This is a genomic window from Vibrio sp. NH-7, assembly GCF_053643215.1.
In genome coordinates this window covers 2,314,075-2,335,375 of sequence record NZ_CM132187.1, presented here as the reverse complement: position 1 = coordinate 2,335,375, position 21,301 = coordinate 2,314,075, and the positions used below count along the sequence as shown (strand labels likewise).

The 21,301-nt window shown below is 46.7% G+C and carries 19 protein-coding genes; all 19 read left to right on the top strand.

Translation table 11 applies throughout. From position 1 onward, the window contains the following. The first annotated feature begins 106 nt into the window (after positions 1-106). The 19 genes from rpsB (at position 107) to ACUALS_RS10735 (ending at position 21,198) form a co-directional block, all read left to right on the top strand. Positions 107-835, top strand: a complete 729-nt coding sequence (gene rpsB / locus ACUALS_RS10825) for a 30S ribosomal protein S2 (RefSeq protein WP_038139543.1) — start codon at positions 107-109, stop codon at positions 833-835. Positions 836-966: 131 nt separating this feature from the next. Then, positions 967-1,809 carry a translation elongation factor Ts gene (tsf, locus tag ACUALS_RS10820; protein ID WP_005473579.1) on the top strand — a complete coding sequence of 281 codons (843 nt, stop codon included), beginning with the start codon at positions 967-969 and terminating at the stop codon, positions 1,807-1,809. A 151-nt stretch (positions 1,810-1,960) separates the two neighbouring features. Beyond that, complete coding sequence (pyrH, locus tag ACUALS_RS10815; RefSeq protein WP_038139540.1) at positions 1,961-2,692, top strand: UMP kinase; 732 nt, start codon at positions 1,961-1,963, stop codon at positions 2,690-2,692. Between the two features lie 97 nt (positions 2,693-2,789). Next, positions 2,790-3,347 carry a ribosome recycling factor gene (frr, locus tag ACUALS_RS10810; RefSeq protein WP_038139537.1) on the top strand — a complete coding sequence of 186 codons (558 nt, stop codon included), beginning with the start codon at positions 2,790-2,792 and terminating at the stop codon, positions 3,345-3,347. 99 nt (positions 3,348-3,446) lie between these two features. Beyond that, positions 3,447-4,202: a polyprenyl diphosphate synthase gene (locus tag ACUALS_RS10805; protein ID WP_005475343.1), complete on the top strand. Its 756-nt coding sequence runs from the start codon at positions 3,447-3,449 to the stop codon at positions 4,200-4,202. Positions 4,203-4,213: 11 nt separating this feature from the next. After that, positions 4,214-5,056: a phosphatidate cytidylyltransferase gene (locus ACUALS_RS10800; protein WP_039626030.1), complete on the top strand. Its 843-nt coding sequence runs from the start codon at positions 4,214-4,216 to the stop codon at positions 5,054-5,056. Positions 5,057-5,097: 41 nt separating this feature from the next. Then, positions 5,098-6,306: a 1-deoxy-D-xylulose-5-phosphate reductoisomerase gene (gene ispC / locus ACUALS_RS10795; protein WP_038139533.1), complete on the top strand. Its 1,209-nt coding sequence runs from the start codon at positions 5,098-5,100 to the stop codon at positions 6,304-6,306. Then, a complete protein-coding gene (gene rseP / locus ACUALS_RS10790; protein ID WP_454448347.1) occupies positions 6,303-7,661 on the top strand; it encodes a sigma E protease regulator RseP in 1,359 nt (452 codons plus the stop codon). The genes ispC and rseP overlap by 4 nt, the downstream gene beginning before the upstream one ends. 38 nt (positions 7,662-7,699) lie before the next feature. Further along, positions 7,700-10,108 carry an outer membrane protein assembly factor BamA gene (gene bamA, locus ACUALS_RS10785; protein WP_039483426.1) on the top strand — a complete coding sequence of 803 codons (2,409 nt, stop codon included), beginning with the start codon at positions 7,700-7,702 and terminating at the stop codon, positions 10,106-10,108. Positions 10,109-10,127: 19 nt separating this feature from the next. Further along, positions 10,128-10,637: an OmpH family outer membrane protein gene (locus ACUALS_RS10780; protein WP_005475287.1), complete on the top strand. Its 510-nt coding sequence runs from the start codon at positions 10,128-10,130 to the stop codon at positions 10,635-10,637. A gap of 6 nt (positions 10,638-10,643) precedes the next feature. Continuing rightward, the gene (gene lpxD / locus ACUALS_RS10775; RefSeq protein ID WP_005475323.1) at positions 10,644-11,675 is read left to right on the top strand and encodes a UDP-3-O-(3-hydroxymyristoyl)glucosamine N-acyltransferase; all 1,032 of its coding nucleotides are present in this window, start codon (positions 10,644-10,646) and stop codon (positions 11,673-11,675) included. Positions 11,676-11,771: 96 nt separating this feature from the next. Next, positions 11,772-12,224, top strand: coding sequence for a 3-hydroxyacyl-ACP dehydratase FabZ (fabZ, locus tag ACUALS_RS10770; RefSeq protein WP_038139751.1), 453 nt, complete (start codon positions 11,772-11,774; stop codon positions 12,222-12,224). 1 nt (position 12,225) lies between these two features. Continuing rightward, on the top strand, positions 12,226-13,014 hold the full coding sequence (gene lpxA, locus ACUALS_RS10765) for an acyl-ACP--UDP-N-acetylglucosamine O-acyltransferase (protein ID WP_005475344.1): 789 nt from the start codon (positions 12,226-12,228) through the stop codon (positions 13,012-13,014). A 71-nt stretch (positions 13,015-13,085) separates the two neighbouring features. Continuing rightward, on the top strand, positions 13,086-14,228 hold the full coding sequence (gene lpxB / locus ACUALS_RS10760) for a lipid-A-disaccharide synthase (protein ID WP_454448346.1): 1,143 nt from the start codon (positions 13,086-13,088) through the stop codon (positions 14,226-14,228). Positions 14,229-14,230: 2 nt separating this feature from the next. Further along, positions 14,231-14,851, top strand: a complete 621-nt coding sequence (rnhB, locus tag ACUALS_RS10755; protein ID WP_454449251.1) for a ribonuclease HII — start codon at positions 14,231-14,233, stop codon at positions 14,849-14,851. A gap of 91 nt (positions 14,852-14,942) precedes the next feature. After that, positions 14,943-18,422 carry a DNA polymerase III subunit alpha gene (dnaE, locus tag ACUALS_RS10750; RefSeq protein ID WP_334475031.1) on the top strand — a complete coding sequence of 1,160 codons (3,480 nt, stop codon included), beginning with the start codon at positions 14,943-14,945 and terminating at the stop codon, positions 18,420-18,422. A 35-nt stretch (positions 18,423-18,457) separates the two neighbouring features. Further along, positions 18,458-19,417, top strand: a complete 960-nt coding sequence (gene accA, locus ACUALS_RS10745; protein ID WP_005475319.1) for an acetyl-CoA carboxylase carboxyl transferase subunit alpha — start codon at positions 18,458-18,460, stop codon at positions 19,415-19,417. 96 nt (positions 19,418-19,513) lie between these two features. Beyond that, positions 19,514-20,818, top strand: a complete 1,305-nt coding sequence (tilS, locus tag ACUALS_RS10740) for a tRNA lysidine(34) synthetase TilS (RefSeq protein WP_454448345.1) — start codon at positions 19,514-19,516, stop codon at positions 20,816-20,818. A 65-nt stretch (positions 20,819-20,883) separates the two neighbouring features. Continuing rightward, positions 20,884-21,198: a c-type cytochrome gene (locus ACUALS_RS10735; RefSeq protein ID WP_005475301.1), complete on the top strand. Its 315-nt coding sequence runs from the start codon at positions 20,884-20,886 to the stop codon at positions 21,196-21,198. The last annotated feature ends 103 nt before the right edge of the window (positions 21,199-21,301 follow it).

The window sequence follows — 21,301 nt, the reverse complement described above, 5'->3', positions numbered from 1 at the left end:
TTATCTTTAAATCACACACATTCCGACACATATTCCGGGGTGCTGGGCAGAAGCCTAGTCGGAGTTATGGGGGATGTGGAGGCCTAACCCCATAGAGGATTTTAAAATGGCAACTGTATCAATGCGCGATATGCTGAAAGCTGGTGTTCACTTCGGTCACCAAACTCGTTACTGGAACCCAAAAATGAAGCCATTCATCTTTGGTGCTCGTAACCGCGTTCACATCATCAACCTAGAAAAAACTGTACCAATGTTCAACGAAGCTCTAGCTGAACTAGCTAAAGTTGGCGAGAAGAAAGGTAAAGTTCTATTCGTAGGTACTAAGCGCGCTGCATCTGAAGCTGTTAAAGAAGCTGCTATCGCAAGCAACCAGTACTACGTAAACAACCGCTGGTTAGGCGGTATGCTTACAAACTACAAAACTGTTCGTCAGTCAATCAAGCGTCTAAAAGATCTTGAAGCTCAGTCTCAAGACGGTACTTTTGACAAACTAACTAAGAAAGAAGCTCTAATGCGTACTCGTGAAATGGAGAAGCTAGAGAAATCTCTTGGTGGTATCAAAGACATGGGCGGCCTACCAGACGCTCTATTCGTAATCGACGCTGACCACGAGCACATTGCGATTAAAGAAGCAAACAACCTAGGTATTCCAGTTTACGCTGTAGTAGATACTAACTCTAACCCAGACGGCGTTGACTACATCATCCCAGGTAACGACGACGCAATCCGCGCAGTACAACTATACCTAAACGCTGCGGCAGCTTCAGTAACTGAAGGCCGTAACAAAGACGTAGCTGTTGTTGCTGAAAAAGACGGTTTCGTAGAAGCTGAATAATAGCGGCTCCTAGTCACACTTAGACTATGTGCAACCTTGTTGTAGCATATACTGAGTTATAGTTATCAACAGGGGCCGAAAATGTAGGCCCCTGTTTTTTACCAAATCCAGAATCAACTGAGGAATAGAGAATGGCTGTTACTGCTGCTCTAGTTAAAGAACTGCGCGAACGTACTGGCGCAGGTATGATGGAATGTAAGAAAGCGCTTGTTGAAGCAAACGCTGACATCGAACTAGCAATCGAAAACATGCGTAAATCAGGTGCTGCTAAAGCTGCTAAGAAAGCAGGTAACGTAGCGGCTGAAGGTGCAATCATCATCAAAGAAGACAACGGTGTTGCTGTTCTTCTTGAAGTTAACTGCCAAACTGACTTCGTTGCTAAAGATGGTAACTTCACTGCATTCGCAGAGAAAGTTGCAGAAGCTGCTCTAGCTTCTAAAGCTACTGTTGAAGAGCTAGTTGCTCAGTTCGAAGAAGAGCGTGTTGCTCTTGTTGCGAAAATCGGCGAAAACATCAACATCCGTCGCGTTGCTTACGTTGAAGGTACTGCAATCTCTTCTTACCGTCACGGCGAGAAAATCGGTGTAGTTGTTGCTGGTGAAGGCGATGCAGAAACTCTTAAGCACGTTGCAATGCACGTTGCTGCTTCTAAGCCAGAGTACGTTAACCCAGAAGACGTACCAGCTGACGTAGTTGCTAAAGAGAAAGAAGTTCAAGTTGAAATCGCTATGAACGAAGGCAAGCCTGCTGAGATCGCAGAGAAGATGGTTGTTGGCCGCATGAAGAAATTCACAGGCGAAATCTCTCTAACTGGTCAAGCGTTCATCATGGAGCCTAAGAAATCTGTTGGCGAAATGCTGAAAGAAAAAGGCGCTTCAGTTTCTACATTCGTTCGCCTAGAAGTTGGTGAAGGTATCGAGAAAGCTGAAGAAATGAGCTTTGCTGAAGAAGTAGCTGCAGCTCAAAAAGGTTAATCCTTAGAGAAGCGCACAAAATTTAGACCGTAGCCAAGGCTGCGGTCTTTTTATGACTAGGGATGTAAACGATTAGCCGTGATGAATACAGACTGCTCAGTCTGTATTCATGACTGTTAATCAATAACTCTCTTTTTGGAAGGTAAACTCCATGACAACTAACCCTAAACCAGCGTATCAACGTATTCTGTTAAAACTGAGTGGTGAAGCTCTTCAAGGTGAAGACGGCTTTGGCATCGATCCAGCGGTACTTGACCGTATGGCACAAGAAGTAAAAGAGCTGGTTGAGCTTGGTGTTCAAGTTGGTGTGGTTATCGGTGGTGGTAACCTTTTCCGTGGTGCAGGTCTTGCGGAAGCGGGCATGAACCGCGTAGTCGGCGACCATATGGGTATGCTAGCAACAGTAATGAACGGCCTAGCGATGCGTGATGCTCTGCACCGTGCTTACGTGAATGCTCGTGTGATGTCTGCTATTCCTCTAAAAGGTGTATGTGACGATTACAACTGGGCAGATGCGATTCGCGAACTGCGCCAAGGCCGTGTTGTTATCTTCTCTGCTGGTACAGGTAACCCATTCTTTACAACCGATTCTGCGGCATGTTTACGCGGTATCGAAATCGAAGCTGACGTAGTTCTAAAAGCAACAAAAGTAGATGGTGTATTTACTGCTGACCCAGTAGCAAACCCAGACGCAGAGCTGTATGATAAGCTTTCATTTAACGCAGTTCTTGAAAAAGAATTGAAAGTAATGGATTTGGCAGCATTCACATTGGCTCGTGACCACAAAATGCCAATTCGCGTATTCAATATGAATAAACCAGGCGCACTACGTCGCGTGGTTATGGGTGAAGCAGAAGGCACGCTAATCAGCGACGCAGAGTAATTCCAATCACCGTAGCACGATTTGTGCTACGGTATTGCCTTTTGAAGACTCCCGCTTAGGCTTTCTTCGAGAAAGATTTACACATTAAGGTGATATTGTGATTAACGAAATCAAACAAGACGCTCAAGAGCGCATGGAAAAAAGCGTAGAAGCGCTAAAGAACAACCTGTCTAAAGTTCGTACAGGTCGTGCACACCCAAGTCTATTAGCTGGTATTTCAGTTGAGTACTACGGTGCACCAACTCCTCTAAATCAAGTTGCTAACGTAGTAGCAGAAGACGCACGTACACTAGCAATCACAGTATTCGATAAAGAGCTGACTCAGAAAGTTGAGAAAGCGATCATGATGTCTGACCTAGGTCTAAACCCTATGTCTGCGGGTACTATTATTCGCGTTCCACTTCCACCGCTAACAGAAGAGCGTCGTAAAGACCTTGTTAAGATTGTTCGTGGTGAAGCAGAAGGTGGTCGTGTTGCTATTCGTAACATCCGTCGTGACGCAAATGGCGAGCTAAAAGCACTGCTAAAAGACAAAGAAATCTCTGAAGATGAAGATCGTAAAGGTCAAGAAGAGATCCAAAAGCTAACGGATGCTGCTGTTAAGCAAGTCGACGAAGTGCTAGCAGCAAAAGAAAAAGAGTTGATGGAAGTCTAATTCCTCTACAAACTCTCCTTCTAAAGAGCGCTGTGCTCGCAGCATAGCGTTTTTTTATGCTACTCTCTGTCCTTTGCTGATTACCTATCAATTTCTTATATGCAAAACTCACATCTCTCTCCAGACGTTCTTCCTCAACATATTGCAATTATCATGGACGGCAATGGCCGTTGGGCTAAAGCGCAAGGTAAACCCCGCGTGTTTGGTCATAAAAATGGTGTTGCTGCTGTTAGAAAAGCGATTTCTACTTCCGCCAAACTCGGCATTAAAGCGATCACTTTATTTGCTTTCAGCAGTGAAAACTGGCGTCGCCCTGAAGAAGAAGTGGGAGTATTGATGGAGCTGTTTATCACGGTTCTTTCAACCGAGATTAAGAAGTTGCACAAAAATAACCTTCGGCTCCGAGTTATCGGCGATACGGCGCGTTTCAATGATAGGTTACGGAAAAAGATTGCTCAGGCAGAAGAGTTGACAGCGAATAATACTGGCATGGTGGTGAACATCGCCGCGAACTACGGTGGTAAGTGGGACATCATGCAAGCGACGAAGGCTCTGGCTAATAAAGTCGCAAACGGTGAATTACAAGCGGACGAGATTACTGAGGAAATGATGACTCAGCATTTAACCATGTCCGATTTGCCTGAAGTTGATCTCATGATTCGTACCAGTGGTGAGTGCCGAATCAGTAACTTCATGCTCTGGCAGATGGCCTACGCAGAAATGTATTTTACGCCTATCTATTGGCCAGAATTCGATGAAAATAGCTTAGTTGAAGCAGTGACTTGGTTTGTTAATCGAGAAAGAAGATTCGGTTGTACCGGTGAACAAATCAAGGCATTGATGGAAAGCGAATAAAGGATCCAAGTTTGAAACAAAGAATAATAACAGCGCTCATCCTTGCTCCATTGGTGATTCTAGGAATTTTTGAGTTGTCGCTTCCCTTGTTTACAATTGCGATTGCTGCGGTAATGATGATCGGTTACTGGGAGTGGACACAATTTGTTGAAGCAAAATCTCGAGCTTTGGCGCTGATCCCAGCAGTATTGGTCAGCGGGCTGAGCCTAGCGCTTGTCCCTTTCGATGCTTTTAGTCTGAACCAAATCGTAGAGCCACACTATGCCATCCTTGCTGTTGGGTGCGTGTGGTGGCTAGTGTCTAGTACTCTCGCGATCACATACCCGAAATCGGCTTCATTATGGCAACACTCTCCTGTGCTGCGTCATCTCTTCGGTATATTAACGCTTTTACCTTTCTTTTGGAGTGTACTGCTCCTTCGTGCTGAAGGGATTGAAACCGACGCTTATCACGGTGCTAAGTTAGTGCTTTACGTTTGTTTGATTGTCTGGGCTGCTGACAGCGGTGCTTACTTTGCTGGTAAGAGCATGGGTAAGCGCAAAATGGCGCCAAATGTCAGTCCCAACAAAACCATTGAGGGCTTGATTGGCGGGATTGTTACCGCAATTATCGTTGGATGGGGAGCGGCAAGCTGGTTTGATATTGAATTTACTAGCCCGTTTATCATGATCGTGATTACGCTGATTACCGTGGTGATTTCCGTTCTGGGTGATCTGGTTGAAAGTATGTTCAAGCGCGTCTCAGGGATAAAAGACAGCAGCAATATTATTCCCGGCCACGGTGGTGTGCTCGATCGCATTGACAGCCTCACAGCGGCATTTCCTGTTTTTGCATTTCTTTACTTCATTTTTTAGGCAAGCTTCGGCTTGCCTAAGTCACAAATCGGTTTCTTGCTATGCGTAAGCTAACAATATTAGGTGCAACTGGTTCGATCGGCGCGAGCACGTTTAAAGTCATCGAACAAAACCCCGAACAGTTTTCTATTGTCGCTCTTGCGGCAGGAGGAAATGTTGAGAAAATGCGTGAGTTGTGCCTGAAATGGCAACCTAAGTATGCGGTGATGGCATCGGACTCGGCGGCTTTGCAGCTCAAACAGCAGTTAGCGGCACTTAAACTTGGTACTGAAGTGTTGTCGGGTATTGAGGCCATGTGCGACGTATCCTCGATGGATGACGTTGATACTGTAATGGCTGCAATTGTTGGTGCTGCGGGTCTGTTACCGACGATGGCGGCAGTCAAAGCAGGTAAGCGTGTGCTGCTTGCAAACAAAGAAGCCTTGGTGATGTCTGGACAGTTGTTTATCGATGCGGTTAAGCAGTCTGGCGCTGAGCTTATGCCTGTTGATAGCGAGCACAACGCAATCTTCCAATGCTTACCAAGTGATATCCAAACCAATCTTGGTCGCTGCGATTTAGCACAGCATGGCATCTCAAACATTCTGTTAACCGGTTCTGGTGGACCTTTCCGTTACAGTGATATCGAATCACTGAACTCAGTCACTCCTGAACAAGCCATAGCTCACCCTAACTGGTCGATGGGGCCAAAAATTTCAGTCGACTCGGCGACCATGATGAACAAAGGTCTTGAGTACATTGAAGCGAAGTGGCTGTTTAACACCTCTCGAGAACAATTAAAGGTATTGATTCATCCTCAATCTGTTATCCACTCGATGGTGCAGTACAAAGATGGCTCAGTATTGGCGCAGATGGGAGAACCAGATATGGCGACGCCGATTGCGCTGACCCTGTCTTACCCTGAACGTGTTGCGGCGGGTGTGGCTCCGCTAGACTTTACTAAAGTTGGCGAGCTCACTTTCTTAGAACCTGATTACAACCGCTACCCATGTTTAAAACTCGCTATCGACGCCTGCTACGAAGGTCAGCACGCAACAACAGCACTGAATGCGGCAAATGAAATCGCGGTGGCTGCGTTCCTCGATAGACAGTTGTCATTTACAGACATATCGGTCATTAACCAGAAGGTTTTGTCAAAAGTCTGTGCTGATACCCATCAGTCGCACTGTAGTGACTTGGAAAGCATACTTGAGGTCGATAGAATGGCGAGAGATTTAGCAACCAACTGGGTTAGTGAGCGTAAGCTATGACAGGTATTTTGTGGAACTTCTTATCCTTTATCGTTGCGCTGGGAATATTAGTCGCTGTCCATGAGTTCGGCCATTTCTGGGTTGCTCGCCGCTGTGGTGTAAGGGTCGAAAAATTCTCCATTGGCTTTGGTAAGGCCATTTGGAGCAAAGTAGGAAAAGATGGCACAGAATACAGCGTGTCGATGATTCCACTGGGTGGCTACGTCAAGATGCTCGACGGGCGTGTCGATGAAGTCTCTGACGCCGACCAACGCTTTGCTTTTGATAAAAAGCCACTTTGGAAGCGCAGTGCGATTGTCGCTGCAGGCCCAGTGTTCAACTTCTTATTTGCCATTATCGCCTACTGGCTTGTGTTTATGATCGGCGTTCCGGCGGTCAAGCCCGTTGTCGGCCAGGTTACCCCTTATTCTATTGCTGCTCAAGCAGGGTTGGAACAGGGAATGGAACTTAAATCCGTTTCTGGCGTCAAAACCGCAGATTGGGAATCGGTCAACATGGGGTTGATTGCTCATATTGGTGATGAACGTCTGACGATGACGGTTGCTCCTTCCGATGGCGTCGGCGTTGAGCAAACCCTCTCTTTTGACCTTACCGAGTGGAACTTTGACCCTGAAAAACAGTCTGCTATGTCAGCGCTTGGCTTTGTTCCTTTTACGCCAGAAATTTCAACCAAGCTTATCAATGTGACGCAAGGCAGCGCTGGTGAGCGTGCTGGATTAAAAGTCGGAGATACTCTGCTCGCGATTGACGGTGTCGCCATCACAGATTGGCAGCAAGTCGTTGATGCGATTCAGCAGCATCCGAATGCCTCACTGCCGCTTCAAGTTGAACGCGATGGTGAGCGTGTCTCCCTGACTATCATTCCAGACAGTCGTGAGATGAAAGGTAAAGGCGAAGTCGGTTTTGCTGGAATCGCCCCAGAGGTCGCAGAATGGCCGGAAAGTTATCGCTTCGACTTACAATTTGGTGTAATTGAATCAGTCGGGAAAGCGGTTGAAAAAACCGGACAAGTGATTGATCTGACCATCAGCATGTTGAAAAAGCTGATTGTTGGCGATGTAGGACTTAACAACTTAAGTGGACCCATTTCAATAGCGAAAGGGGCAGGGACGACCGCCGATTATGGCTTGGTTTACTTCCTTGGTTTCCTTGCTCTTATTAGTGTCAACTTAGGGATAATTAACCTTGTGCCGTTACCTATGTTAGATGGCGGACATCTATTGTTTTTTGCTATTGAGGCTGTAATAAGACGCCCAGTCCCTGAGAAAATTCAGGAAATGGGGTACCGTGTAGGCGGAGCAATTATCTTCTCTCTTATGGCAGTGGCAATTTTCAATGATTTTGCTCGTCTCTAACTGGGCAAAGGTTGTAGTAAGGAATAACTAAAACAAATATGGCGATGAAAAAGATTCTACTTGCCACAGCACTCGCAACAAGTATGAGTGCAAATGGTGCCGAAAGCTTTGTTGTCCAAGATATTCAAGTTGAAGGCTTGCAACGTGTGACACTTGGTGCTGCGTTGTTGAAAATGCCAGTCCGTATTGGCGATGCCGTCGACAATGAAGATATCTCGCAAATCATTCGAGCTCTCTACGCATCTGGCAACTTCGAAGACATTAAGGTTTTACGCCAAGACAACGTGCTCGTTGTTCAAGTAAAAGAGCGTCCTACCGTATCCAGTATCTCTTTCTCTGGTAACAAGGCGATCAAAGAAGAGCAGCTGCAACAGAATCTAGATGCTTCTGGTGTCCGAGTCGGTGAAGCGCTTGACCGCACGACTTTGGCCAATATCGAGAAGGGGCTAGAAGATTTCTATTACAGTGTTGGTAAGTACAACGCGAACGTAAAAGCGGTGGTCACACCACTCCCACGTAATCGTGCAGATTTAAAGTTTGTTTTCTCTGAGGGTGTTTCAGCCAAAATTAAGCAAATTAACTTCATTGGTAATGACGTCTTTTCTGACGATGAGCTACTTGGCCGATTTGAGCTCAATGTGGATGTCGCCTGGTGGAACTTCCTATCCGATGACAAATACCAAAAGCAAGTTTTAGCTGGCGATATTGAAGCACTTAAGTCGTACTACTTAGACCGTGGCTACCTGAAATTTAAAGTTGATTCTACACAAGTCTCAATTTCCCCTGACAAAAAAGGGGTCTACATTACCTTAGGCTTGGACGAAGGCCAGCCATACTCGGTCAAAGACGTGAAGTTCCGTGGTGATCGTGTTGTTGGTGAAGACGAGCTTAACGATCTCATTTCATTTGAGATGGGTGAACTCTACAACGGCTCAGCGGTGACGAGCTTAGAAGAGAACGTCAAACGTTTATTGGGTGAAGCTGGTTATGCTTACCCTCAAGTGCGCACCATTTCTGAGTTTGATGATGAGACTCAAGAAGTTTCTTTGGTGGTCAATATTGAAGCGGGTAAACGTATTTACGTGCGAGATATCCGTTTTGTGGGTAACAACTCGACCAAAGATGAAGTACTGCGCCGAGAAATGCGTCAGATGGAAGGCAGCTGGCTGAACTCTAAGGCGATTGATACTGGTAAGAGTCGACTAAATCGTCTCGGTTTCTTTGAAACGGTCGATGTACAAACTGTGCGTGTTCCGGGCAGCGAAGACCAAGTGGATTTGGTATATAGCGTAAAAGAGGCGAACTCAGGCAGCGTTAACTTCGGTATCGGCTACGGTACAGAATCTGGCGTGAGTTTCCAGGTTGGATTACAGCAGGACAACTTTATTGGTACTGGTAATCGTGTTGGTATTAACGCGATGATGAACGACTACCAAAAGAACGTGAGTTTGGACTATCGTGACCCTTACTGGAACCTTGATGGTGTCAGTCTTGGCGGTAAGATCTTCTACAACCAGTTTGAAGCGAAAGAAGCGGGTATCGTTGACTACACCAACGAAAGTTACGGTGCGAGTTTAACATGGGGCTTCCCATTCGATGAATTGAATCGCTTTGAGTTTGGTGTGGGTTATACCCATAACAAGATTGGTAACGTGCCGACTTATGACCAAGCGCAGCTGTTTGCTCAAAGTATTAATCAGCCAGATGGCGACATCATCACCAATGACTTTGACTTGAATGCGTCTTGGACACGAAACAACCTTAACCGAGGCTATTTCCCAACGGCGGGTAACTACCAACGTGCATTTGCTAAGGCAACAGTACCAAGCTCAGACGCTCAGTACTTCAAGCTACAGTATGACGTTAGACAGTACATTCCGTTGACCAAAAAACACGAATTCACGTTACTTATGCGTGGTCGTTTAGGTTACGGTAATGGTTACGGCCAAACGGATGGTAACGACAACTTGTTCCCATTCTACGAAAACTACTACGCGGGTGGTTTCACCTCTCTTCGTGGCTTTAGATCGAATACCGCGGGACCAAAAGCGGTGTACACAATAAACAGCAATCCATCGTTCTGTAGTAGCTCATCGTGTGTCAACTCGACCGATGACTCAGTAGGTGGCAATGCGGTTGCTCTGGCGAGTCTTGAGCTGATTGTGCCGACGCCTTTTGCATCTGATGAAGTGCGTAACCAAATCCGCACCAGCATGTTCCTTGATGCGGCAAGCGTTTGGGACACAGAATTCGTCTATGATGAGACGATCACAGATCGTTACTACATGGACTACTCGGATCCAACCAACTACCGCGCATCATACGGTGTGGCGTTGCAATGGATGTCACCAATGGGACCTCTGGTCTTCTCAGTGGCGAAACCGATTACAATTTACGAAGGTGATGATGAAGAATTCTTCACTTTCACCATCGGCAGAACCTTCTAATTTGAAAGGAAATTATAAAGTGAACAAAACAATTAAAGCGGCTGGTATTGGCCTATTAGTAATGACGTCTTCTCTATTTGCTCACGCGGCAGAAGCTGCGCAAAAAGTAGGCTATGTAAATACCGCTCAAGTGTTCCAAGCACTACCACAACGTGAAGTTGTCCTGCAAAAAATGCAGGAAGAGTTTAAAGACAAGGCTGATGAGCTAAAGTCTATTCAAGCAGAAGCAAAAACGAAGATCGAAAAGCTAAAGCGTGATGGCGAGTTATTAGGTCAAGATGAAGTTGAGAAACTACGTATTGAAATCGGTCAGCTAGACAGCAAATACAAAATCAAAGCTCAGGCTCTAGAGCAAGCGTCAGCGCGTCGTGAAGCGCAAGAGAAGCAAAAGCTATTTAAAGTTATTCAGGATGCAGTGAAGAAAGTCGCTGAGAAAGAAGGTTATGACATTATTGTTGATATCCAGACCATGCAGTATGGCAAGCCTGAGTACAACATTTCAGAAAAAGTAATCAAACAACTAAAATAATCGTTTATGACAGCAATCTCTTTAGCCGATTTGGCAACTATTACTGGGGGAGAGCTCCATGGTGATGCAAGTGCAATGGTCACCATGGTTGCACCAATGGACAAAGCACAGGAAGGTGACGTTACTTTCCTGTCTAATCCTAAATACGCTAAGCACCTTGCTGACTGTCAAGCGACGGTAGTGATGGTAAAAGAAGCTCAACGCGAAGCGTGTAGTGGTAATGTACTTGTGGTCGATGACCCTTACGTCGCTTTTGCTAAAGTGGCACAAGCTCTCGACACTACACCTTCACCGGCAACCTCAATTGCGCCTTCAGCGGTGATCGCTGATGATGTTAAGTTGGGTGATAATGTTTCCGTTGGCGCAAATGCCGTGATTGAATCTGGGGTAGAGCTCGGAGACAACGCGGTGATCGGTGCGGGCTGCTTTATTGGCAAAAATGCGAAAATTGGTGCTAATACCAAGTTATGGTCGAATGTCAGCATTTATCATGACGTGGTATTAGGGGATGATTGTTTAGTTCAAGCGAATACAGTGATTGGCTCTGATGGCTTTGGTTATGCCAACGAGAAAGGTGAATGGATTAAAATTCCACAACTTGGCTCGGTCATTATTGGCAATCGTGTAGAAATTGGCTCTTGCACGACGATTGACCGTGGCGCGCTCGAAGATACCATTATTGAAGATAACGTTATCTTAGATAATCAGATGCAAATCGCTCACAACGTACAGATCGGATATGGTACAGCTATGGCTGGTGGTACGATTGTTGCTGGCAGTACTAAGATCGGCAAATACTGTATCATTGGCGGTGGTACGGTTATCAACGGTCACATTGAGATCGTTGATGGCGTGACTATTACTGGTATGGGCATGGTCATGCGTGGCATCTCAGAAAAAGGTATGTACTCATCTGGGATCCCATTACAGCCAAATAAAGAGTGGCGCAAAACTGCGACTCGCGTTCATCGTATTGATGAAATGAACAAGCGTCTTAAAGCGGTTGAAAAGCAGTTAGAGCAAGACTCGGAATCTTGATTCCAGTCTTGATCAAAAAGGCTCGCGAATTGCGAGTCTTTTTCGTCTATAATGCCAGCCGAAAACATATTTAGCATTCGATATAGGAATATGACTTTGACTACTGAAAAGAAAACGATGAACATCACTGAAATTCAGGAATTACTCCCTCATCGCTACCCATTCTTGCTGATTGATCGCGTGACTGACTATCAAGAAGAGAAGTACTTAACGGCGATTAAAAACGTTTCAGTGAATGAACCTCAGTTTACAGGTCATTTCCCACAACTACCTGTATTCCCTGGTGTGTTGATCCTTGAAGCAATGGCTCAGGCGACGGGCCTGTTGGCATTTAAATCATTTGGCGCGCCATCTGAAAATGAACTGTACTACTTTGCTAGCGTCGACAAAGCAAAGTTCCGCAAACCAGTTGTACCAGGTGACCAATTGGTTATAGAAGTTGAGTTTGTTAAAGAGCGTCGCGGTATTGCAGCGTTTAACGGTGTTGCAAAAGTCGACGGCGAAGTCGTATGTTCAGCAGAGCTGAAGTGCGCCCGTCGAGAGTTTTAATATGATTCACGAAACTGCTCAAATCCACCCTTCGGTTGTTATTGAGGGTGAGGTAAAAATTGCAGCCAACGTGACCGTCGGTCCGTTTACTTATATCTCAGGCAATATTGAGATTGGTGAAGGAACTGAAGTGATGTCTCACGTTGTGATCAAAGGCCATACAACCATTGGCAAAGATAACCGTATTTTCCCGCATGCGGTCATTGGCGAAGAGAATCAAGACAAGAAATACGGTGGTGAAGCCACGACAGTTGTAATTGGTGACCGCAACGTCATACGTGAAGCGGTACAAATCCACCGAGGCACAGCGCAAGACAAGGCAACAACCGTTATCGGTGATGACAACCTTCTTTGCGTCAACGCACACATCGCGCATGATGTGATCGTAGGAAACCATACGCACGTGGGTAATAACGCTATTCTTGGTGGACACGTTACAGTGGAAGATTACGCAGGGGTCATGGCTTTGTCTGCGATTCACCCGTTCTGTAAAGTCGGTGCGTACAGCTACATTGGTGGTTGTTCTGCTGTGGTTAAAGATGTTCCACCGTACGTTCTTGCTCAAGGCAACCACGCGACACCGTTTGGCTTAAACCTTGTTGGCTTGCAGCGTAATGGCTTTGAAAAAGCAGAGCTAAGAGCGCTGCGTAATGCGTACAAAGAGTTCTATCGCTCCGGTAAAACCCAAGCAGAAGCGAAAGAAGTGCTCGAAGAAATGGCGAAAGATTGGCCATCAATTAAGCATTTTATTGAGTTTGTGGAAACCTCTGAGCGTGGCGTTATTCGCTAAGCCATCCCATGATTAATTAAAAAGATCGCAGCCATCGGTTGCGGTCTTTTTGCGTTTATAAAGTGAGTAAAATGGAAAAAACACTCAGAATTGGCATTGTTGTGGGGGAGTTGTCAGGTGACACGCTCGGGGAAGGTTTTATCAAAGCGGTCAAAGCGCAATACCCTGACGCCGAGTTTGTCGGTATTGGCGGACCCAAGATGAAAGCACTAGGCTGTGAATCTCTGTTTGACATGGAAGAACTCGCTGTCATGGGATTAGTTGAGGTACTTGGCCGATTACCGCGTTTACTCAAAGTAAAGGCGCAACTGGTGAAGTATTTTACAGACAATCCACCTGATGTTTTTGTTGGTATCGATGCGCCTGATTTCAACTTACGTCTAGAGTTAGACCTGAAACAAGCCGGCATCAAGACAGTCCATTATGTTAGTCCATCCGTATGGGCTTGGCGTCAAAAGCGCATCTTCAAAATCGAAGCCGCAACTAACTTAGTGTTAGCATTCTTGCCCTTTGAGAAAGCGTTTTACGACAAGTTCAATGTGCCTTGCGAGTTTATTGGCCATACACTGGCTGACGCCATTCCGTTGGTTTCAGAGAAAGCACCTGCTCGAGAACTATTGGGTCTTGAGCAAGATAAGAAGTGGCTTGCGGTTCTACCCGGAAGCCGCGGCAGTGAGCTAAAAATGCTCTCCCAGCCATTTATTGAAACCTGTAAAAGGCTACATAAAACGCATCCTGACTTAGGATTTGTGGTGGCGCTGGTAAACCAGAAGCGTCGAGAGCAATTTGAACAAGCTTGGCAAGAGTTTGCTCCTGAGCTTGATTTTACCTTGGTCGATGATACTGCGCGCAATGTTATTACAGCGGCTGATGCGGTATTGCTTGCTTCGGGGACTGTTGCTCTAGAATGCATGCTGATTAAGCGCCCTATGGTGGTTGGATACAAGGTTAATGCCATCACTGCGTTTATCGCTCGTCGCCTTGTGAAAACCGATTATGTATCACTGCCAAACATTCTGGCTGAGCAAGAGATCGTTAAAGAGTATTTATTGGAAGAGTGTACTCCTGACAATTTGGCACCCGAAGTGGAGCGTTTGCTAGGCAGTGATGGTCCGCAGATGATCGACAAGTTTACAGAGATGCATCATTGGATTCGCAAAGACGCTGATACCCAAGCTGCGAATGCAGTTCTGGCATTAATTGGTAAGAAATAGACATTATGGCAAAAGAAAAACAAGAACTTCCGCCGTTTGAGTACCCGCAAGGTTATCAATATGTGGCTGGGGTGGATGAAGTCGGTCGAGGGCCGTTGGTGGGCGATGTTGTTACGGCCGCTGTGATCTTAGACCCCAACAATCCGATTGAAGGTTTAAACGACTCCAAAAAGCTCTCAGAGAAAAAGCGTTTAGCGCTGCTGCCTGAAATCCAAGAGAAAGCGCTCGCTTGGTCCGTTGGACGTTGTAGTCCTGTGGAGGTTGACGAACTGAATATCTTGCAAGCGACGATGGTAGCGATGCAGCGAGCGATCGCGGGGTTAAAAGTACAACCAGATTTAGCACTGATCGATGGTAACCGCTGTCCCGCGTTGCCAATGGATGCTCAAGCGGTGGTTAAGGGTGACTTGCGCGTTGCTGAGATCAGCGCCGCATCCATCATTGCGAAAGTTGTCCGAGACCAAGAGATGGAAGAGCTCGATAAGCTACACCCAGAGTTTGGCTTTGCTAAGCACAAAGGCTATCCAACTAAGGCGCATTTTGAAGCGATTGAAGCGCATGGTGTGATTGACCAACATCGTAAAAGCTTCAAACCTGTGAAGAAAGCGCTCGGGTTAGAGTAGAAACCCACCTATTATGGGGTGTATTCACGTATTACTATCACGTAAAATACCCCCATTCCTTTCCGATTAAGTACTATTTGCGGAACTATTCATGTCAGATCCTAAGTTTGTCCACCTTCGAGTTCACAGTGACTTCTCCATGGTCGATGGCCTTTCCAAAGTGCCACCTCTGGTTAAGAAAGTGGCAGAGTTGGGAATGCCTGCAATGGCACTTACCGATTTCACTAACTTATGTGGTTTGGTGAAGTTTTATGGGACCGCTCATGGTTGTGGTATCAAGCCGATCATTGGTGCCGATTTTGCTATGCAATCGGCGGCGTTTGGTGATGAACTCACCAAATTAACGGTGTTGGCCGCAGACAATACTGGCTATAAAAACCTAACGTTACTGATCTCAAAAGCGTACCTTCGTGGTCATGTTCAGCATCAGCCAGTCATTGACAAAGAGTGGCTGGTGGAGCTGTCCGAGGGCTTGATTTTGCTCTCTGGTGGTAAAAGTGGTGAAATTGGTAAAGCGCTTCTCAAGGGCAACCAAAAAACGGCTCAAGAGTGCGCAGAGTTTTACCAGACTCACTTTGCCGACCGTTTTTATCTTGAGCTGACTAGAACCGGACGCGCCGACGAAGAGAGCTACCTCCATTTTGCACTCGAATTCGCTGAGCAGTTTGAATTGCCAGTGGTTGCGACAAACGATGTCGTCTTTCTTGACGAAACCCTGTTTGATGCCCACGAGATTCGAGTGGCGATTCATGACGGCTATACCTTAGAAGATCCACGTCGACCGAAGAACTACAGCCCTCAGCAATATTTACGCACTGAAGAAGAAATGTGTGAGTTGTTTGCTGACATTCCCGAAGCGCTAGAAAACAGCGTCGAAATTGCTAAGCGCTGTAACGTCACCGTGCGTCTTGGAGAATACTTCCTACCCGCGTTCCCAACAGAAGGCATGGAAGAAACGGAATTTTTGGTCATGAAATCGGAAGAGGGGCTCGAAGAACGTCTTGAGTTCTTATTCCCCGATCCGAAAGTGCGTGCTGAGCGTCGCCCTGAATATGATGAGCGATTGAAGATCGAGCTCGAAGTTATCAACAACATGGGTTTCCCCGGTTACTTCTTGATCGTAATGGAGTTCATCCAGTGGTCGAAAGACAATGACATTCCAGTTGGTCCGGGGCGTGGTTCGGGTGCCGGTTCATTGGTGGCGTATGCACTGAAAATCACAGACTTGGACCCGCTCGAGTACGACTTACTCTTCGAACGTTTCTTGAACCCAGAACGTGTTTCGATGCCCGATTTTGACGTCGACTTCTGTATGGACAAGCGTGACCAAGTGATTGACCACGTAGCAGAAATGTATGGTCGCGATGCAGTATCGCAGATCATCACCTTTGGTACCATGGCGGCGAAAGCGGTAATACGCGATGTGGGTCGTGTGCTTGGCCATCCGTTTGGTTTCGTTGATCGCATATCGAAACTCGTCCCGCCAGATCCTGGCATGACGCTAGAGAAAGCCTTTAAAGCTGAGCCTGCACTGCCAGAGCTTTATGATGCGGATGAAGAGGTCAAAGAGCTCATCGATATGTGTCGCATCCTAGAAGGCTGTACACGTAACGCGGGTAAACACGCGGGTGGTGTTGTAATTTCACCAACCACGATCACCGACTTTGCGCCGATTTACGCGGATGCAGAAGGCCATTTCCCCGTCACTCAGTTCGATAAAAATGACGTGGAAACCGCGGGTCTGGTTAAGTTTGACTTCTTGGGGCTGCGTACCCTAACCATCATTGACTGGGCACTAGGGTTGATTAACCCTCGCTTAGCCAAAGAGGGTAAAGCCCCCGTCGCGATTGAGTCGATACCGCTTGATGACCCAGCGTCGTTTAACTTATTGCAAAACTCTGAAACTACCGCGGTGTTCCAGCTTGAATCCCGTGGTATGAAAGAGCTAATCAAACGCCTTCAACCAGACTGTTTCGAAGATATCATCGCACTGGTAGCTTTGTTCCGTCCGGGGCCGCTGCAATCAGGCATGGTAGACAACTTTATCGACCGTAAACATGGCCGAGAAGCAATTTCCTATCCTGATGAAAAGTGGCAGCACGAGTCGCTCAAAGAGATCCTCGATCCGACTTACGGCATTATCTTGTATCAAGAACAGGTCATGCAGATAGCGCAGGTGCTTTCTGGTTATACCCTTGGTGGCGCGGATATGCTTCGTCGTGCTATGGGTAAGAAAAAGCCGGAAGAGATGGCTAAACAGCGTGCCACGTTCGAAGAGGGCGCGATTGCCAATGGTGTCGATGGCGAACTCGCGATGAAGATCTTCGACTTGGTAGAGAAATTTGCGGGCTACGGCTTTAACAAATCTCACTCAGCGGCATACGCCCTGGTTTCATATCAAACCTTGTGGCTCAAAACACACTATCCTGCGGAGTTTATGGCTGCGGTAATGACCGCGGATATGGATAACACCGAAAAAGTGGTTGGTCTTGTAGACGAATGTCTACGCATGAAGCTGAAAGTGTTGCCGCCGGATATAAACTCTGGCTTGTATCGCTTCAACGTAGATGAAGATGGCGCGATTGTTTATGGCATCGGTGCGATTAAAGGTGTCGGTGAAGGTCCTATCGAGGCGATTTTAGAATCGCGCAACCGAGATGGTCACTTCAAAGACTTGTTTGACTTCTGTGCTCGCATCGATTTGAAAAAGGTCAATAAACGCGTCATAGAGAAGCTTATCTATGCCGGAGCTTTAGATCGACTGGGCCCTCATCGCGCAGCCATGATGGCTTCACTTGATGACGCGGTCAAAGCGGCAAGCCAACACCACCAAGCGGAAGCATTTGGTCAGAGCGATTTGTTTGGCGTATTGACGGAAGCGCCAGAAGAGGTAGAAAACAAATACACCAAAGTTGCGCCGTGGCCTGAGAAGGTATGGTTAGAGGGAGAGCGGACAACACTCGGCCTTTATTTGACCGGGCACCCAATAAATGCCTATTTGAAGGAACTTGGTAAGTACACCAGTTGTCGACTAAAAGACGCGACCCCAACTCGTCGTGACCAAAGTGTGACTGTCTCAGGGCTAGTGATTGCAGCTCGCGTCATGACCACAAAACGCGGTACACGCATCGGCTTGATGACACTCGACGATCGCAGTGGACGTATGGAAGTGATGTTGTTCTCAGATGCGTTGGATAAATACGCTGAATTGTTAGAACAAGATAAAATTTTGGTGGTTTCTGGACAGGTCAGCTTTGATGATTTCAATGGTGGTCTTAAAATGTCCGCGCGCGAGGTCATGGATCTCGGCACTGCTCGCGAAAAGTACGCGCGCGGATTATCTGTATCGATTGAAGAATCTCAAATCGATGGCCAGTTTTTTGAGCGCTTTAGTAAAATACTAGAGCCTCATCGGGCAGGAACGGTTCCTGTTCATGTATATTACCAACGGAGCGATGCGCGCGCGCGTCTAACGTTAGGTACCGAATGGCGAGTTACGCCAAGCGATGCATTATTAGATGATTTAAAACAACTGCTTGGTAATGGCCAAGTAGAACTCGAATTTAACTAAATTCGGCACAAAGCCGAATCAGAAAGGATCGATAGATGAGCCTAAACTTTTTAGAATTTGAAAAGCCGATCGCAGAACTTGAAGCAAAGATTGAAGCACTACGTGATGTATCTCGCCACGGCGGTGAGTCTGGTGTGGATCTAGAAAAAGAGATCGAACAGCTAGAAAAGAAAAGCTTAGAGCTTAAGAAAAAGACCTTTAGCGATCTAGGGGCGTGGGAAACTGCTCAATTGGCGCGTCATCCACAACGTCCTTACACGCTGGACTACATCCAACATGTATTTACAGAATTTGAAGAGCTAGCGGGTGACCGAGCGTTTGCTGATGATAAAGCGATCGTTGGTGGTATGGCTCGCCTTGATGGTCGTCCGGTTATGATCATCGGTCACCAAAAAGGTCGTGAGACCAAAGAAAAAGTAAAACGTAACTTCGGTATGCCTAAGCCTGAAGGTTACCGTAAAGCCCTACGCCTTATGGAAATGGCGGAGCGTTTTAACATGCCAATCATCACCTTCATTGATACAGCTGGTGCTTACCCAGGTGTTGGTGCAGAAGAGCGCGGCCAATCAGAAGCAATTGCGAAAAACCTAAAAGTGATGGCGGGTTTAAAAGTGCCAGTGATTTGTAACGTTGTTGGTGAAGGTGGTTCAGGCGGTGCATTGGCCATCGGTGTTGGCGATTACGTGAACATGCTTCAATACTCGACGTACTCAGTCATCTCACCAGAGGGCTGTGCATCGATTCTATGGCGTGATTCAGATAAAGCGCCTCAAGCGGCAGACGCGATGGGCCTAACGGCGCCTCGTCTTAAAGAGCTTGAGTTGATCGATGAAATTATTGAAGAGCCATTAGGTGGTGCGCACCGCGACCATGTTCAAATGGCAGCAAACATGAAAGCGAACCTACTTAAGCAGTTAGACGAGCTGGCTCAATTTGACAACGATACACTTCTTGAGCGCCGTTACCAACGCTTAATGAGCTACGGTTACTGCTAATCAGCATCTTGTTAAATCCTAAAGGTCGAACTTAGTTCGGCCTTTTTTATTGGTGGGTGATAAACTATCGCTTATCAATTATCGAGTTATTCCGTTATGGATCTGTATCAATCATTTTCATCTGTCATCGAAGAGTATCTTGCACCGCGCAGTCGTATTGTTTTGGCCTTTAGTGGCGGCATTGACTCACGTGTATTGCTTTCATTACTTGCGCGCTATCAGCAGGAAACCCATCGTCCGACGCTGGCGGTCCATGTTCATCACGGTTTGAGTGTTAATGCTGATGAGTGGGCTAACCAGTGCCAAGAGTGGGCTGCTCAGAGTGATGTCCCCTTTATTTTGGAAAAGGTGCAACTCGATGCCAGCGGTAAGAGCATCGAGGAGTGTGCCCGAGATGAGCGTTATAAGGTGCTGGCTCGGCATGTAAATGAAAAAGATATTTTACTGACGGGTCAACATGGAGATGATCAGCTAGAAACGTTTCTTCTTGCCTTAAAGCGAGGCAGTGGGCCAAAAGGTTTGTCAGCGATGGCTGCGAGCAAGCCGTTTTCTAATGGCCGATTGGTTCGACCGCTACTTAAGGTCAGACGCGAAGAGATCGAACAATACGCGCGGCACCACGGCTTAAACTGGGTGGAAGATGAAAGTAATCAGGATACCCGCTTCGATCGCAATTACATTCGTCACCATATTTCACCGGTTATTGATGCGCGTTGGCCGCATTTTACTCAATCAGTCCAGCGAAGCGCTCAATTGTGTGCAGAGCAAGAGTTACTGTTAGACGAGCTACTCCAAGATAAGCTCAGGCTCCTGGTTAACTCGGATGGTAGCTTAGCCATTCAAGGGGTGGCTGATTTGAGTGCATTGATGCGGGCACGTTTGATTCGTATGTGGCTGGCAAATTCGGGTCAGCGCATGCCAAGTCGAGATCATCTGGACAAAATTTGGCATCAGGTAGCACTTGCTAAGGCAGACGCGAATCCTGTTCTGAATCTAACTTCTACGCAAGTACGCCGTTTTAACCGACGTCTCTACTTAGTTTCCGTTCATGAGGATATTAGCGATTGGTCTCAACGCTTGGGGCTAGGTGAGGAGCTTGAGCTTCCTGATAGGCTTGGTCATTTGACGCTTCAAGCGACATCGACAGGGTCATTGTCCTTGTCTGCACTGCAGCAAGCGCCATTACGTATCATCTTTAATCCCGAAGGGCTCAGCGCTCATCCAGCAGAGCGAGGGCATAGCAGAAAACTGAAAAAGCTGTTTCAAGAGTATCAAGTGCCGAGTTGGGAAAGGCGAAGAAGACCGATACTTATGTGTGGCGATAAAGTAGCGGCCATAGCGGATTTGTTTATTGATCATCACTTTATCGGTCAAGACTGTGAGCTTATCTGGAGCAAGTAAACTATCTTTGTGTCAGAATCGTATAGATAAAACACACATAAGAAGTGGACTTATAAGGAAGAGCAATGAAGAAAATCGCTATTGGAATGGTCATCGGAATGGGCCTTATGGCTGGTCAAGCTATGGCGGCAGGTGATGTAGCTGCTGGGCAAGCGAAAGCGGCGGTATGTGCGGCTTGTCATGGTGCGGATGGTATCGCTGTCATCCCAGGTTATCCAAACTTGAAAGGTCAAAACGAACAATACCTTGTCAGCTCGATTAATGCGTACAAGAACAAAGAGCGTAATGGTGGTCTAGCGGCGGTCATGCAAGCGCAAGCATCGATGCTCAGTGATGCCGACATCGCTAACCTAGCGGCATACTACGCAAGTTTGAAATAACCTTCGGTTAAGTTGTATATTAGCCTGAGCGCTTATCGCTCGGGCTTTTTATTGCCCGATGATCGTGGGATAATAAGGCAAATTGCTGAAGTTTAAGGGATGA

Bases quoted from the DNA above. Each gene is read 5' to 3' on its own strand.
- rpsB (WP_038139543.1), top strand. From the start codon at position 107: ATGGCAACTGTATCAATGCGCGATATGCTGAAAGCTGGTGTTCACTTC.
- tsf (WP_005473579.1), top strand. From the start codon at position 967: ATGGCTGTTACTGCTGCTCTAGTTAAAGAACTGCGCGAACGTACTGGC.
- pyrH (WP_038139540.1), top strand. From the start codon at position 1,961: ATGACAACTAACCCTAAACCAGCGTATCAACGTATTCTGTTAAAACTG.
- ACUALS_RS10805 (WP_005475343.1), top strand. From the start codon at position 3,447: ATGCAAAACTCACATCTCTCTCCAGACGTTCTTCCTCAACATATTGCA.
- ispC (WP_038139533.1), top strand. From the start codon at position 5,098: ATGCGTAAGCTAACAATATTAGGTGCAACTGGTTCGATCGGCGCGAGC.
- rseP (WP_454448347.1), top strand. From the start codon at position 6,303: ATGACAGGTATTTTGTGGAACTTCTTATCCTTTATCGTTGCGCTGGGA.
- bamA (WP_039483426.1), top strand. From the start codon at position 7,700: ATGGCGATGAAAAAGATTCTACTTGCCACAGCACTCGCAACAAGTATG.
- lpxD (WP_005475323.1), top strand. From the start codon at position 10,644: ATGACAGCAATCTCTTTAGCCGATTTGGCAACTATTACTGGGGGAGAG.
- lpxA (WP_005475344.1), top strand. From the start codon at position 12,226: ATGATTCACGAAACTGCTCAAATCCACCCTTCGGTTGTTATTGAGGGT.
- lpxB (WP_454448346.1), top strand. From the start codon at position 13,086: ATGGAAAAAACACTCAGAATTGGCATTGTTGTGGGGGAGTTGTCAGGT.
- dnaE (WP_334475031.1), top strand. From the start codon at position 14,943: ATGTCAGATCCTAAGTTTGTCCACCTTCGAGTTCACAGTGACTTCTCC.
- accA (WP_005475319.1), top strand. From the start codon at position 18,458: ATGAGCCTAAACTTTTTAGAATTTGAAAAGCCGATCGCAGAACTTGAA.
- tilS (WP_454448345.1), top strand. From the start codon at position 19,514: ATGGATCTGTATCAATCATTTTCATCTGTCATCGAAGAGTATCTTGCA.
- ACUALS_RS10735 (WP_005475301.1), top strand. From the start codon at position 20,884: ATGAAGAAAATCGCTATTGGAATGGTCATCGGAATGGGCCTTATGGCT.